Origin of the sequence: Brachybacterium phenoliresistens (genome assembly GCF_000576425.1) — a bacterium.
In the GTDB taxonomy this organism is placed as follows: Bacteria; Actinomycetota; Actinomycetes; order Actinomycetales; family Dermabacteraceae; genus Brachybacterium; species Brachybacterium phenoliresistens.
This window is the reverse complement of record NZ_KK069988.1, coordinates 303,524-317,639: the sequence shown is the minus strand read 5'-3', so window position 1 is coordinate 317,639 and position 14,116 is coordinate 303,524. Positions and strand designations below refer to the sequence as shown.

The following is a 14,116-nucleotide window of genomic DNA, read 5'->3' as shown; positions in this document are numbered from 1 at the left end:
GCAGCATCGCTGCGCACGGGTCGGGCGGTTCGGCGTCAGGGCCCGGGTCCGTCGCGGGGTCAGCGCTCCTGCCGGCGCGCCGCATCGATCCCGCCTCCGGATCGCGGACGCGGGAGCCGATGCGGGCCGTCAGAAGCGCGGCTGGAGCGCTGAGGTGTCCCGGGGTGCCGGATCGGCAGCGCGGGAGAGATCAGGGCCGGGGGCTGTCGCGGCGCCCTCGGCCGCCGGGGCCGCGCCATCGGGCGCCGCCGCGGGCTGCGCGGCGCCGGCCGGGATCTCCTGCGGCGAGAGCGGCGCCGGGCCGGAGGCGGGCTGGTCGCCGAGCGGCGCGACCTCCTCGAGCGGCGCTGCGGTCCGGTCGGGCGAGGCCGATCGTCCGCTCGGCGCTGCGAGGGATCCCAGGGCGTCCAGGCCGCCCTTGGCACGCAGCAGGCTCAGCAGCAGCTGCTGCGGGGTGGTGCTGGGGGCGCTGATGCACTCCTCGGCCTCGAACAGCCAGGCCTGCTTCAGGGCGCGGAAGACGGCGAACTCCGCGTCGCCGGTGCGCAGGGGGACGACGCTGTAGCCGCCGGCCTCGGGCAGGTGGATCACGCACGCCCCCACCAGGTCCGGCATGGGGCGCACGGTGCCGTCGTCGTCCAGCAGCTGCTCGGCGTTGACCACGGCGACGCCCTGCAGCGCGTAGTCCCCGCGGACCTTCTTGGAGGTCTTGATGTCGGCGCTGAGCAGGGAGTTGCCGATCTTCACGATCGCGTCGGTGGTGCCGGCGTAGCCGACCTCGTGGTTGACCACGGTCTGCTCGACCTCGACGAACTCCGGCTGGAAGTCCTCGAGGAAGGAGCCGAAGCCGTCCAGGCGCTGGTCGGCGCGGGCCAGCAGGTCCTCCAGGCTGCGCTCCTGGGCGAGGGCGCCGGCATCGGCGCGGAGCTGGGCGGCCTTGTCGGACATGTCCTGGCGGGAGGGCCGGGAGCCGCTGCGCTCCCAGTCCTCGCAGAGGGCATGGACGTAGGTGCCGAAGTCGGAGGCGCGGCGGGTGTAGTCCTCCGCGGCGGCGGCGATCTTCTTCTGCGTGCCCCACTTGGAGGAAGTCACGCGACGGATCTCCTCGCTCGCCCGATCGGGGTTGCGCCGCAGGTAGTCGAACATCTCCAGCGCACGCTTCGACGCCATGGTGGCGTACCAGCCCTGCAGGTGGTCCTTGGCCCGCATCCCGGCGACGGTGGTGATGGAGGGGTACAGCGGTGCACCGCCCGGCTCGAGCGCGTACATGCGGCCGCGCGGGGTGTCGATGCTCAGTCTCGGAGAGGTCATGGTGATCCCAGCCTACGCAGTGCCCGGGCCGATGCACGGCAGGGACGCGGGGGTGGGTGGCGTCTCACGGATGGGTCTCCCCGGGCAGCCGATGCATCACCTCGCCGAAGATCTCCCGTTCCGCGATCGCGCGGGCTCGGCGGGTGACGCGCAGATAGTGCTCCTCGAGGGAGCGGGCGCTGGCATCGGACCCCTCGACCAGCAGGGCCAGGGCGCGGCGGTCGGTGCGGTCGGCCGGCAGCGCATCGGTCTCGCGCCCCTTCCACAGGAACAGCGCCCGGCGCAGCCGCCAGGCCAGCAGCCAGGCCTCGGCCAGCTCCTCCGCCTCGTCGGCGGGCAGGATCCCCGCCGCCGCGAGGGCGTCCAGGGCCGGCAGCGTGCCGACGATCCGCAGGGACGGATCCGCGCCGGCGTGCGCGAGCTGGAGCTTCTGGACGACCCACTCGACATCGGTCATCGCGCCGCGCCCCAGCTTGAGGTGCCGTTCGGGGGTGACCCCGCGGGGAAGGCGCTCGGACTCGATCCGTGCCTTCATCCGGGACAGGTCCCGTTCCCGCGCCGGGGTGAGGCCCTCGGCCGGGTAGCGCAGGGCGTCCAGGCTCTCCTCGAGGCGCGCGGCGAGGTCCGCGTCGCCGGCGCAGACCCGGGCCCGCAGCAGCGCCTGCAGCTCCCAGTGCTCGGCGTGGCGGCGGTAGTACCCCTCCCAGGAGTCGGCGGACCGCGCCAGCGCCCCGGCCCGCCCCTCGGGCCGCAGATCCGCGCTGACCTTCATGTCCATCCCCGCGCTGGGGGCGTTGAGGATCTTCTGGACGGCGGTGGCGACACGGATCCCCTGGGACACGGCGTCCTCGCCGGCGCCCGCGTCCTCGACGACGAACTGCACGTCCGCATCGGAGGCGTAGCCCATCTCCCGGGCGCCGAAGCTGCCCAGGGCGATCACCGCCATGCGGATCCCCCGGGCGTTCTCCTCGGTCATGGCCAGGTCCAGGGCGGCGGCGAGCTCGGCGTCGGCGAGATCGCTCAGCGCCCCGCCCACCTCGATCGGGCCGATGCGCTCGGACAGGCGCGACAGCGCGATGCGCGTGATCTCGCGACGGCGCACGTCGCGCACGACGGTGACCGCATCGGCGACGCTGGAGGCCCGGCGCATGGAGGCGGTGAGCTCCTCCCCCAGCTCGGCGGCGCGCAGCGGCCGCAGCTCCTCGTCGCGGCTGAGCCAGCGCGTCGCGTACGGCATCGCCACCAGCTGGTCCCCGACGTACCGGGAGGAGCTGAGCACCCGGGTCAGGCGCTTGGCCGCCACGCCGCTGTCGCGCAGCATGCCGAGGAACCAGTGCGTGGACCCGGCCTCCTCGCTGAGGCGGCGGAAGGCCAGCAGCCCCATGTCCGGGTCGATGCCGTCGGCGAACCATTCCAGCAGCGCCGGCAGCAGCTGCCGCTGGATCGCCGCGGAGCGGGAGACGCCGCCGGTGAGGGCGGCGATGTGCCGGGTCGCCCTGACGGGGTCGCGGTAGCCGATGGCCGCGAGCCGCGCCTGGGCGGAGGCCGGGGTGAGGCGGACCTCCCCGTCGCTGAGCCCGGCCGCGGTCTGCAGCAGGGGGCGGTAGAAGATCTCCTCGTGCAGCGGGCGGCCCCGGCGGCGCACCGAGCCGATGCGGCGGGCGAAGTCCTCCGTGCCCAGGCCGACGGTCCGTGCCAGGCGGCGTAGGTCCGCCGGCGCGTCGGGGATGACCTGGCTGCGGCGCAGACGATGCAGCTGGATGCGGTGCTCGACCACGCGCAGGAAGCGGTACGCCTCGTCCATCTCGTCGGCCTGCGCGCGCGAGACGTAGCCGCCGTCGCGCAGCAGGGAGAGCGCCTCGAGGGTGCCGCGGGTGCGCAGGGTCTCGTCGCCGCGGCCGTGGACCATCTGCAGCAGCTGGACCGTGAACTCGACGTCGCGCAGGCCGCCGGGGCCCAGCTTGACGTTGCGCTCGGTCTCCGCATGCGGGATGAGGTCCACCACCCGCCGGCGCATGGCGCGGGTGTCGTCCACGAAGCCCTCGCGGGTGGAGGCCTGCCACACCATCGGCTGGACGAGGTCCACGAACGCGGCGCCGAGGCCGGGGTCGCCGGCGACGGGGCGGGCCTTCAGCAGCGCCTGGAACTCCCATGAGTCCGCCCAGCGCTCGTAGTAGCGGCGGTAGGAGTCGATGGTCCGCACCAGCTCGCCGTCCTTGCCCTCGGGCCGGAGGTTGGCGTCGACCTGCCACAGCGAGCCCTCGGCGGTCCGCTCGGAGCACACCCGGGCCACATGCCGGGCCAGGGCCCCGCCCACGGCGGTGAGCGTCTCCCCCGAGACCTCCGCGCCCCCGGCCGGGGCGACGACGTACAGCACGTCGACGTCGGAGATGTAGTTGAGCTCCCGGGCGCCCGTCTTGCCCATCGCCAGGATGGACAGCAGCACCTGCTCATGGTCCTCGGTGAGGGCGCGGGCCAGGGCCAGGGCGCCCTCGAGGGCGGCCGCCGCGAGATCCGCGAGGGCCTGGGAGACGCGCACCTGCAGCGCGACGGGATCCGCGGCGGTGAGATCGGCCAGGGCGATCCCGGCGAGGCTCGTGAAGTAGGCGATGCGCAGCTCGTCCCCGGTGCCGGAGGCCACCGGGATCGCCGAACCGGGATCGGCGCCGACCGCCTCGAGGATCCGGGTCCGATAGGCCTCCGCGGAGGCCAGCGGCTCGTCCTGCCCGCCCAGCAGCGCGGACAGCGTCTCGGGGTGGCGGGTGAGGTGGTCGCCGAGGGCGACGCTGGCCCCGAGCACCCGCACGAGGTCCCGGCCAGACTCCCCGGCGAGGATCGCGCGGCCCTGCTCCCGCAGGCCGGCCCGATCCATCGACTCCATCAGTCGCAGCAGGCCGATGGTCGCCTCGTCCGGGTCGGCGGAGGCGGCGATGGCCTCGATCAGCTCGCGGGACATCGGCGAGAGCAGCGGATCGGCGAGGAAGCGCTCGGCCCGATCGGCGCGGGCGAAGCCGAGCCGGACGAGCTCGGCGCGGGAGGGGACGGGCACGGCTCAGATCCTGCCGAAGGTGGTCTCGAGCTCCACTCCCGTGACCTGGGAGCGGTAGGTGTGCCACTCGTCGTGCTTGTTGCGCAGGATGTGCTCGAAGACCTGCTCCCCGAGGATCTCGGCCATCAGCTCGGACTCCTCGAAGGCCTCCAGGGCGCGGTACAGGTCGGTGGGCAGCGGGTCGATGCCCAGCGCGCGGCGCTCGCGGTCGGTGAGCTGCCAGACGGTGTCCTCCGCCCCCTCGGGCAGCTCGTACTCCTCCTCGATGCCCTTCATGCCCGCGCCGAGCAGAGCGGCGAAGGCCAGGTACGGGTTGGCGGCGGAGTCCAGGCCCCGGAACTCGACGCGGGAGCTGGTGCCCTTGGTGGGCTTGTGGAAGGGCACGCGCACGAGCGCGGAGCGGTTGTTGTGGCCCCAGCAGATGAAGCTCGGCGCCTCCTGCGCGCCCCACAGCCGCTTGTACGAGTTCACGAACTGGTTGGTGAGCACCGCGTACTCGCTCGCATGGCGCAGCAGCCCGGCGATGAACTGGCGGGCGGTGCGGGAGAGCCCGAACTCCGCGCCCGGTTCATGGAAGACGTTCTTGCCGTTGCTGAACAGCGACAGGTGGGTGTGCATGCCGTTGCCGGGGCGGTCGAACATCGGCTTGGGCATGAAGGAGGCCACCTGCCCCATGGACAGGGCGACCTCCTTGACCACGGTCCGGAAGGTGAGGATGTTGTCGGCGGTGGTCAGCGCGTCCGCATAGCGCAGATCGATCTCGTTCTGCCCGGGGCCGTTCTCGTGGTGGGAGTACTCCACCTGGATGTTCATGGCCTCGAGGTAGGAGATGACCGTGCGGCGGAAGTCCTGCCCGCCGGCGTGGTGGACGTGGTCGAAGTAGCCGGCGTTGTCGATGGGCCGCAGCGGCTGCCCGTCCCGCCACTGCTCCTGGAACAGGTAGAACTCGATCTCCGGGTGCGTGAAGTACTCCAGGCCCTTCGCCTCGGCGCGGTCCATCACGTCCTTGAGCACCCGCCGCGGGTCCGAGGCGGCCGCCTCACCGTCCGGGGTGAGCACGTCGCACATCATGCGGGCGGTGCCGGAGACCTCGCCGCGCCACGGCAGCGTCTGGAAGGTGCCGGGGTCGGGCCGCAGCAGCATGTCGGACTCGTAGGCGCGGGTCAGGCCCTCGATCGTGGACCCGTCGATCCCGATGCCCTCGGTGAACGCGGTCTCGAGGTCCGCCGGGGAGATCGCCACGGATTTGAGCGTCCCGACCACGTCGCAGAACCAGAGGCGGATGAAGCGGACGTCGCGGTCCTGCACGGTGCGGATGACATCGTCGTGGTGGCGTTCCATGGGCACAGTCTGCCTCACCGCCACCTCCCGAGCCCAGGACGCAGAGCCTCCGGACACCGATGACGTGCCATGGCGTTCTCTCGCAGCCCCTGCAGGACATGCACCCCGGATCCGGCCCGAGCGTGGACCGCTCCAGCACGATGCTGAGGGACGGGACCTGTCGGGAGCGCGGGAGGTCCCCCGCCCGCTGGCCGGACCCCTCGGTGGAGATCAGATTCCGTCGTACTGGAGGAGGATCTGCACGGCGAAGATCCTCCTGTCGCCCTCGAGATCCTTCCCTCGTCCGTCGAGGACGAACCGCTCCCACTGCGCACCGTCTCCACCGAAGATCGTCCCCCAGTGCTCAGCTTCAGCACGGGAATCGAACTCCATGTACACCCCGAGATCGGTGGACCACGCTTCGACGCACCCGATCTCCGCGGCGCAGTAGGTGTCCGTGACCTCGAGGGGCGTTCCGAGATTGGGATTGTCGGAGACGAGATCGGCAAGCCGCGGCGAAGAGGTCAGACTTCCACCGGACAGCCATATCCATGCACCGAGCAGACACACCAGGGCCCCCACCGCACCCGCGATCACGAGGTGCGTCCCCCGCCTGGGGCCGATGCTGCTGTCTGCCATGCCGCCTCCTCGTGCTGCGGTGACTGCACCGCGCCGCATCCATGCGCCACGATACCGATGGGAAGAACCCTCCGAACAGAGCGACGGATGGCAGCTCATCGCTGCCATCCGTCGCGCGCGTATTCGGCTGACCCTGAGGTCAGACGGTGAAGTACCACTTGCCGTCGGAGGCCTTCGCCATGTTCACCTTCGAGCCCGACATGTCCAGGGTGATGGTCCCGTCAGGATTCCCGGTGGCGTTGATCATGTCCGTGGTGATCATGCTCGCGACCTCGGGAGTGAAGGTGTCCATCATCCCCGTGCTCTCGAGCTGCGACGTGCAGGTCTCGAGGTTCGCATCGCTCACGGGCTCACCGGTGGACGGGTCCAGCATGAACCCACAGGCCTTCGCCGCGTCCTGCTCGCCCAGGGCTCCGACGAACGCGACGAACTGCTCCTTGGCGGCAGTGAGATCCTCGTCGGTGACCTCGCCCCCGGCGGCCGGGTCCTCGGCGCCCTCCTCGGTGGTCTCCTCGGTCGCCTCCTCCGCAGCCTCCTCGGTGGTCTCCTCGGCAGCGGTGTCCTCGGTGGTCTCCTCGGCAGCGGTCTCCTCGGCGGTGGGCTCGGCCGGGTCCTCGGACCCGCCGCCGCAGGCGGCGAGCGAGAAGGCGAGGGCGACGGAGCCGACGAGCAGCGTCGAGCCGCGACCGGCCCTGCGAACGATGGAATTCATGATGATGGTCCCTTCACGATGTCTCCGGCGGAGCTGACGGTCCGACAATGCTCACATGGCACCGACGGCGGGCGCGATGGGGAGAACTCCCCATCGGGCACGGCCCCGGAACGGGACGTGCGGGTGGGCCGATGGGGCGACTGCTCGCGCCCTCGCCGGAGAGGATACGCTGGTCACCCCATCCCCGTCCTCTCGGCGCGCCCCGCGCGGAGGATCCGGGGAACGGTCCGAGAACCCTCAGGAGCACATCGTGAACAGCAGCGCCGGCGCCTCCGGCCCCGCGAAGATCCGGATCCGCCACCTCCAGGACGCCATGCGCGCAGGACGCCCGTTCTCGATGCTGACCTCCTACGACCAGTACTCCGCGCAGGCCTTCGAGCGCGCGGGCATCGAGGTCCTCCTGGTCGGCGACTCCGCAGGCACCACGGTTCTGGGCCACGACTCCACCGTGCACACCACCCACGAGGACATCCGCGTGTTCACCGCGGCCGTCGCCCGGTCCGTGACGCGCCCGCTGATCGTCGCCGACCTCGCCTTCGGCACCTATCAGGCCGGCCCCTCCGACGCGATCCGGCACGGCGTGGACCTCGTGCGCGCGGGCGCGGAGGCGGTCAAGCTCGAGGGCGGCCACGAGATCGTCCCGCAGGTCACCGCCCTGGTGCAGGCGGGGATCCCGGTGATGGGGCACCTGGGATTCACCCCGCAGTCCGTCAACGCGCTCTCGGGCCATCGGGTCCAGGGCCGCGACCACCAGGCCGCGGACCGCCTCGCCGACGATGCCCTCGCCCTGCAGGAGGCGGGCGCCTTCGCCCTCGTCCTCGAGCTGGTGCCGAGCTCGCTCGCGCAGCGCATCACCGAGGTGCTGTCGATCCCCACCATCGGCATCGGCGCCGGCCCGCACTGCGACGGCCAGGTGCTGGTGTGGCAGGACATGGCCGGGCTCTCCGGCTTCGAGGGGAAGTTCGTGCGCCGCTTCGCGCACCTGCGCGAGGAGCTCGAGCGCGCCGCCCGCGAGTACCGCGGCGCCGTCGAGGGCCGCGAGTACCCCGGGCCGGAGCACTCCTTCGACTGATCAGGAGGGCGAGTCCTCGCCCTCCCAGTCGGCGTCCTCCTCGTCCCAGGCCTTGTTGCGCTCGGCGGCGGTCTCAAGCGCCTTCCGGGCCGCCTCCGCTGTGGGGTACGGACCCATCAGCTCGGTGCCCGGGGACTGGCGCCCCTCCTCGACCTGGCCGGTGGAGACATTGTAGTAGAACTCGGACATGCTGGCCCTCCGTCGTCGCGGTGAGAGACTGGACATCATGACTGTAGAGCAGAAGCCGTGGCTGCGGCCCGAAGGCCGCGCCCCGCTGACCCCCGGAGAGATCGGCCCGGCCCGCAGCGTCCCCGACCGCATCGAGCGGCCCGAGTACGTCGGCAAGGACGAGGCGGTCTCCGACTCCGGTCCCCGCGTCCAGACCCCCGAGATCATCGACCGGGTGCGGGAGGCCTCCCGCATCGCGGCCCTGGGCCTCGCCGCCGCCGGGGAGGCGGCCCGCCCCGGCGTGACCACCGATCAGATCGACGCCGTCGTGCACGAGGTGCTGGTCTCCCACGGCGCCTATCCCTCCACGCTGGGATACCTGGGCTTCCCCAAGTCGTGCTGCACGAGCCTGAACGAGGTGGTCTGCCACGGCATCCCCGATTCCACGGTGATGCAGGAGGGCGACATCCTCAACGTGGACGTCACGGCGTTCCTCGGCGGCGTCCACGGGGACTGCAACGCCACCTTCCGCATCGGCGAGGTCGACCCGCGGGTGGACGCGCTGATCGAGCGCACCGAGGAGGCGATGATGCGCGGGATCCGCGCCGGGAAGCCGGGGCGGCAGGTCAACGTCATCGGCCGCGTGATCGAGAAGTTCGTGGGCCGCTTCGGCTACGAGTCGGTGCGGGACTTCACCGGGCACGGCGTGGCCGAGGGCTTCCACAACGGACTGGTCATCCCCCACTACGACTCCGCGCCGATGTTCGACGACGTGATCGAGCCCGGCATGACCTACACCGTCGAGCCGATGATCACCCTCGGCAGCCAGGCCTGGGAGATGTGGGACGACGGCTGGACGGTCGTCACCCGGGACCGCTCGTTCACCGCCCAGTTCGAGCACACGCTGCTCGTCACGGCCGACGGATACGAGCTCCTCACCGTGGCGTGATCTGAGAGACTGTCCCCCGTCCCCGTCCCGGCGCTCTGCCGGGCCCCTCGCCGGCGCGGGCCGGTCCCTAGGAGCGATCGATGAGCAAGACAGCATTCGGTATCGACATCGGCGGCAGCGGCATCAAGGGCGCCCCCGTGAACCTCTCCCGGGGCGAGCTCGCCGGGGACCGCCTGCGCATCCCCACCCCCCAGCCCTCGCTGCCCGAGGCCGTGGCCGACACGGTCGCGGAGCTGCTGTCGACCTTCGAGATCGAGGACGACATGCCGGTGGGCGTCACCTTCCCGGCGGTCATCCAGCACGGCGTCGCCAAGACCGCCGCCAACGTCCACGACTCGTGGATCGGCACGGACGTGGACGCGCTGCTGACCGAGCGCACCGGCCACGACGTCTTCGTGGTCAACGACGCGGACGCGGCCGGCATCGCCGAGGTCGAGTTCGGCGCGGGGCGCGACGTCCCGGGCGTCGTCCTCGTGACGACCCTGGGCACCGGCGTGGGGACCGCCATGTTCATCGACGGCGAGCTGGTGCCCAACACCGAGCTGGGCCATCTCCTCCTGCACGGGACGGACGCGGAGAAGTACATGGCCGAGTCCGTGCGCGAGCGCGAGGGCCTGGACTGGGAGACCTGGGCGGGACGCCTCCAGGAGTACTACGCGCACCTGGAGTTCCTGTTCTCCCCCGACCTGTTCATCGTCGGCGGCGGCGTGTCCAAGAAGCACAAGCAGTTCCTGCCGCTGCTGGACCTGGAGACCCCGATCGTCCCGGCGGGGCTGCGCAACGAGGCCGGGATCATCGGCGCCGCGGCCCTGGCGCGGGCGGCCGGCAAGAAGAGCGCCAAGGCCCGCAAGAAGGCGAAGAAGGCCGAGCGCGCCGCACAGGAGGCACAGCGCTGAGCCCGTCCCCGGCGGGCCCGGCCCGTGACATGCCGACGGCGGCGCAGGAGATCTCCTGCGCCGCCGTCGTGCGGGGCCAGCCGGCCTGTAAGCCGGGTTCTGTGATCGGCAGTCATCCCTCTCGGATCGCCGTTGCCGACGACCTCCAGCGGTCCACCCGGGAACTCGGGCCGGCACCCTCGGCGTTCCCTGTCTGACCTTGCTCCCGGTGGGGTTTACCATGCCGGTCCCGTCACCGGGACCGCGGTGGTCTCTTACACCACCCTTTCACCCTTACCGGCCCTCGCGGGCCGGCGGTCTGCTCTCTGTGGCACTGTCCCGCGGATCGCTCCGGGTGGGCGTTACCCACCACCGTGCCGGATGGAGCCCGGACTTTCCTCGGCGCCGCCCGAAGGCGACGACGCGACTGCCCGGCCGACTGGCCTGATAGATCCTACCCCTCTGCACCCCTGAGAAAGACCTGCCTGCATGATCATCGTCCTGCCCCCGTCCGAGACCAAGACCCGCCCCGCTGCCGGCCCCGCCCTGGATCTGGACGCGCTGTCCTCCCCGGCCCTGCACCCGCACCGGCGGACCATGGTGCGCGCGGCCCAGCGCACCGCCGCCGGGCGCGAGGGCGCCACGGCCCTGGGCGTCCCGGCCGGCTCCCCCGAGCTCGTGGATCGGATGGCGCGCCTGGTCGAGGAGCCGGCCGCCCCGGCGCTCGAGGTGTACTCCGGCGTCCTCTACGACGCGCTGGGCCCCGCCCGGCCCCGCCGCGCGGGACAGGTGCTCATCACCTCGGCGCTGCTGGGCGTGGTCGACGCGGCGACCGACCGGATCCCCGCCTACCGCCTCTCCGCCTCCTCGGCGCTGTCGCGCCTGGGCCGGGCCGGATCCTGGTGGCGCAAGCACCTCGCCTCCCACGGCGCGGCGCTGGCCGCGCAGGACGAGCTGGTGATCGACTGCCGATCCGGGGCCTACCGCACGATGATGCCGGTGCCCGGCGCGGTGCAGGTCTCCGCGGTGCGCGAGGCGGGCGGCCGGCGCACCGTCATCTCCCACGACGCGAAGCGCTACCGCGGCCTGCTGGCCGGGCTGATGCTGGAGGACGGGGCACGGGCCCGCAGCATCGAGGAGGTCGCCGGTCTGGCCCGGGAGGGGCTGCCGGGCGGGCTCGGCATCGAGATCCAGGGCGACACGCTCGTGGTCGTCGACCGCGCCTGATCCCGCGCTCCTTGTCGGCGGCGGCCGCGACGCGCCGCCGCCGTCTCCGTGCCGCCGCCGTCTCCGTCTCTGCGGGGAGCTCAGCCCGGGACGACGCCCGTCCACGGGTCGGTGCGGCGGGCGGAGATCTCCACCTGGAGCGACCATCCGTTCTCGGCGGCGATCCTCAGCAGCTCCTCGCGCAGCATCGGCAGCCACAGGGACTCGGCCGCCCAGTGCGGGATGTCGATCAGGGCCGGGACCTGCGCCGGGTCGGCGCCGGCCTCGAGATGCTCCAGAGCGGTGTGATGGCGCAGGTCGGAGGTCACGTAGACATCGGCCGGGGTGCTCCGCACCCGTTCGAGCAGCGAGTCCCCGGCGCCCGGGCACAGGGCGACGGTGCGCACCGTGCGCTCCGCATCGCCCGTGAAGCGTGCGCCCTGCACCGTCGCCGGGAGGGCACCGGCGAGGGTCCGGGCGAGCTGCGCCACGGTGGTGGGCTCGGCCAGGGAGCCGAGCAGGCCCAGGCCGATCAGCCCCTCCTCCGGCCCGGCGGGGGCGACCAGCGGCTCCGGGTCCGTCAGGTCGAGGGCGGCCGCGAGGGCCGTCGCGGTCCCGGTCGCGGAGCGGTCGACGTTGGTGTGCCCGCTCCACAGGGCGGTGCCCGAGCGCAGCAGCGTCGTGACCACGGCGCCCTTGCCGGTGCCGGCCGGCAGCAGGCTCGCCCCGCGCAGCAGCAGCGGATGGTGCGTGATCAGCAGGTCGTGCGCGGCGGCCTCCTGCGCGACGGCGACGGTCGGGTCCACGGCCAGCAGCACGCGGGAGACCTTCTCCTCCGCGACGCCGAGCACGAGACCCACCCGGTCCCAGTCCTCGGCGCGGTGCAGGGGGTAGAGGTCCTGCAGGGCCCGCACCAGCGCGCCCAGGCTCGGGGAGGCGGCGGCATCGGCCGCGCGGGAGGAGCGGCGGCGGCCGGCCCCGGCGGCGCCCGCGCGGCTCATCCGGCGCTCCCGTCGAGCGCATCGGCCTCGACGAGCGCGGCCCGATAGGCCTTCCATGCCATGAGCACGCACTTCACACGGCCCGGGAACTTCGCGGCGCCCAGCAGCGCGACCGCGTCGCCGAGGACCTCCGGGTCCCCGGCATCGCGGCCGCGGGAGGACATCGCGGCCTCGAAGGCGACGGTGATCTCCTCGGCCTCGGCGAGGCTGCGGCCGATGAGCAGCTCGCTCATCATCGAGGCGGAGGCCCGCGACATGGCGCAGCCCAACGCCTCGTAGCTGATGTCCTCGACGGCGCCGCCGGGCTGCCGCCGCAGGCGCAGGGTGATCTCGTCGCCGCAGGTCGGGTTCACGTGGTGGACCTCGGCGTGGAACGGCTCGCGCAGCCCGGCGTTCTGGGGGCGCTTGTCGTGCTCGAAGATGATGTCGGTGTAGAGGACATCCAGACCGCTGCTCACGCGAACCTCCCGAAGTAGTCGAGGGCGTAGGAGACGGAGTCGACGAGGGCGTCGACCTCCTCCGCGGTGGTATGGACGGAGAACGTGGCCCGGGTGGTGCCGGGGATCCCGTACCGGCGGTGCAGGGGCCAGGCGCAGTGGTGGCCCACCCGCACCGCGATCCCGCGGGAGTCGAGCACCTGGCCGATGTCATGCGGATGGCGGCCCTCGACGGCGAAGGACACCGCCCCGGTGCGGTCCGGTCCGGGGGCAGGCCCGATGATCCGCACCCCGGGCAGCTCGCGCAGACCCCGCAGCGCGCGGTCGGTGAGGGCGCCGCCGTGCTCGGCCACCGCCTCCATCCCCAGGGCGGAGAGATAGTCGGCGGCCGCGGCGAGGCCGATGGCCTGCGAGATCATCGGGGTGCCGGCCTCGAAGCGGGCCGGCGGCTCGGCATAGGTGGTGCGGTCCATGTGCACGACCTCGATCATCGACCCGCCGGTGAGGAACGGCGGCATCGCCGCGAGGTGCTCGTAGCGGCCCCACAGCACGCCGATCCCCGTCGGTCCGAGCATCTTGTGCCCGGACAGGGCCACGAAGTCCGCGCCGAGCTCGCGCACGTCCAGCGGCATGTGCGGGGCGGACTGGCAGGCGTCCAGCACGGTCAGCGCGCCGACCGCCCGCGCGGCCTCGACGAGCGTCCCGATCGGGTTCACGGTGCCCAGAACGTTGGACTGGTGGGCGAGCGCGAGCACGCGGGTGCGCTCGGTGAGCAGGGAGCCCAGGTCCGTGAGGTCGAGGGTGAAGTCGTCCGTGAGCGGGATCCACCGCAGTCGCGCGCCGGTGCGGCGGGCGAGCTCCTGCCAGGGCACGAGGTTGGCGTGGTGCTCCATCTCGGTCACGAGGATCTCGTCGCCCTCGCGGACCCGCAGATGATCGGGCGTGCTCGCATCGCCGTCGCCCAGGGAGCGGGCCACGAGGTTCAGCGCCTCGGTGGCGTTGCGGGTGAAGACGATCTCCTCCGGGCGCGGGGCGCCGAGGAACTCCCCCATCCGGGCACGGGCACCCTCGTAGGCGTCGGTGGCCTCCTCGGCGAGCTGGTGGGCGCCGCGCTTGACCGCGGCGTTGCTGCGCGTGAGGAAGGCGACCTCCGCGTCGATCACCGGCTGGGGCCGCTGGCTGGTCGCGCCGGCGTCGAGGTACACCAGCGGCTCGCCGCCGGCGAGGGTGCGCTGCAGGATCGGGAAGTCTGCCCGGACGCGCTGGACGTCGAACGAGGTCATGCGGGTGGGCCTCCGTCTGGCGGACGATCGGTCGCCGGCCTCGGGGCCGGCCGGACATCCCAGTATAGGAACGCCGGCCTCTCCTGCGGCTCCC

At 72.6% G+C, this 14,116-nt stretch carries 13 protein-coding genes and 1 other RNA gene; 4 read left to right on the top strand and 10 right to left on the bottom strand.

From position 1 onward, the window contains the following. Positions 1–129: 129 nt before the first annotated feature. From BF93_RS01470 to BF93_RS19695, 5 genes are all read right to left on the bottom strand, one after another. Positions 130–1,311 carry a hypothetical protein gene (locus BF93_RS01470; protein WP_232226144.1) on the bottom strand — a complete coding sequence of 394 codons (1,182 nt, stop codon included), beginning with the start codon at positions 1,309–1,311 and terminating at the stop codon, positions 130–132. 64 nt (positions 1,312–1,375) lie between these two features. Continuing rightward, on the bottom strand, positions 1,376–4,360 hold the full coding sequence (locus BF93_RS01465) for a bifunctional [glutamine synthetase] adenylyltransferase/[glutamine synthetase]-adenylyl-L-tyrosine phosphorylase (RefSeq protein ID WP_051486388.1): 2,985 nt from the start codon (positions 4,358–4,360) through the stop codon (positions 1,376–1,378). 3 nt (positions 4,361–4,363) lie between these two features. Next, positions 4,364–5,701, bottom strand: coding sequence for a glutamine synthetase family protein (locus BF93_RS01460; protein WP_038370145.1), 1,338 nt, complete (start codon positions 5,699–5,701; stop codon positions 4,364–4,366). A 210-nt stretch (positions 5,702–5,911) separates the two neighbouring features. Then, the gene (locus tag BF93_RS01455) at positions 5,912–6,319 is read right to left on the bottom strand and encodes a hypothetical protein (protein WP_038370144.1); all 408 of its coding nucleotides are present in this window, start codon (positions 6,317–6,319) and stop codon (positions 5,912–5,914) included. 139 nt (positions 6,320–6,458) lie between these two features. Then, positions 6,459–7,031, bottom strand: coding sequence for a hypothetical protein (locus tag BF93_RS19695; RefSeq protein ID WP_038370143.1), 573 nt, complete (start codon positions 7,029–7,031; stop codon positions 6,459–6,461). Positions 7,032–7,281: 250 nt separating this feature from the next. On the opposite strand from BF93_RS19695, the gene panB reads away from it, so the two are divergent. Beyond that, the gene (panB, locus tag BF93_RS01445) at positions 7,282–8,103 is read left to right on the top strand and encodes a 3-methyl-2-oxobutanoate hydroxymethyltransferase (protein WP_269518480.1); all 822 of its coding nucleotides are present in this window, start codon (positions 7,282–7,284) and stop codon (positions 8,101–8,103) included. Here panB and BF93_RS01440 read toward each other — a convergent pair whose 3' ends face one another. Beyond that, entirely contained in the window at positions 8,104–8,292 is a 189-nt protein-coding gene (locus BF93_RS01440; protein ID WP_038370142.1) for a hypothetical protein, read from the bottom strand. Positions 8,293–8,329: 37 nt separating this feature from the next. Here BF93_RS01440 and map point away from each other — a divergent pair, with 37 nt between their 5' ends. Together map and ppgK are read left to right on the top strand one after the other, a co-directional pair. Then, a complete protein-coding gene (gene map / locus BF93_RS01435; protein WP_051486387.1) occupies positions 8,330–9,220 on the top strand; it encodes a type I methionyl aminopeptidase in 891 nt (296 codons plus the stop codon). Between the two features lie 80 nt (positions 9,221–9,300). Continuing rightward, positions 9,301–10,116: a polyphosphate--glucose phosphotransferase gene (gene ppgK, locus BF93_RS01430; protein ID WP_038370141.1), complete on the top strand. Its 816-nt coding sequence runs from the start codon at positions 9,301–9,303 to the stop codon at positions 10,114–10,116. A gap of 72 nt (positions 10,117–10,188) precedes the next feature. Here ppgK and rnpB read toward each other — a convergent pair. Beyond that, positions 10,189–10,538, bottom strand: an RNA gene (gene rnpB, locus BF93_RS18795) — RNase P RNA component class A. 46 nt (positions 10,539–10,584) lie between these two features. On the opposite strand from rnpB, the gene BF93_RS01425 reads away from it, so the two are divergent. Continuing rightward, on the top strand, positions 10,585–11,322 hold the full coding sequence (locus tag BF93_RS01425; protein WP_038370140.1) for a YaaA family protein: 738 nt from the start codon (positions 10,585–10,587) through the stop codon (positions 11,320–11,322). An 80-nt stretch (positions 11,323–11,402) separates the two neighbouring features. On the opposite strand, the gene BF93_RS01420 is transcribed toward BF93_RS01425, so the two are convergent. Genes BF93_RS01420 through BF93_RS01410 form a run of 3 tightly spaced genes read right to left on the bottom strand, consistent with a single transcriptional unit; the run spans position 11,403 to position 14,022 of the window. After that, entirely contained in the window at positions 11,403–12,302 is a 900-nt protein-coding gene (locus BF93_RS01420) for a Nif3-like dinuclear metal center hexameric protein (protein WP_084148167.1), read from the bottom strand. Then, on the bottom strand, positions 12,299–12,760 hold the full coding sequence (sufU, locus tag BF93_RS01415; RefSeq protein ID WP_051486386.1) for a Fe-S cluster assembly sulfur transfer protein SufU: 462 nt from the start codon (positions 12,758–12,760) through the stop codon (positions 12,299–12,301). Before sufU ends, BF93_RS01420 begins: the two co-directional genes overlap by 4 nt. Then, positions 12,757–14,022: an aminotransferase class V-fold PLP-dependent enzyme gene (locus BF93_RS01410; protein WP_038370139.1), complete on the bottom strand. Its 1,266-nt coding sequence runs from the start codon at positions 14,020–14,022 to the stop codon at positions 12,757–12,759. Before BF93_RS01410 ends, sufU begins: the two co-directional genes overlap by 4 nt. Positions 14,023–14,116: the final 94 nt, after the last annotated feature.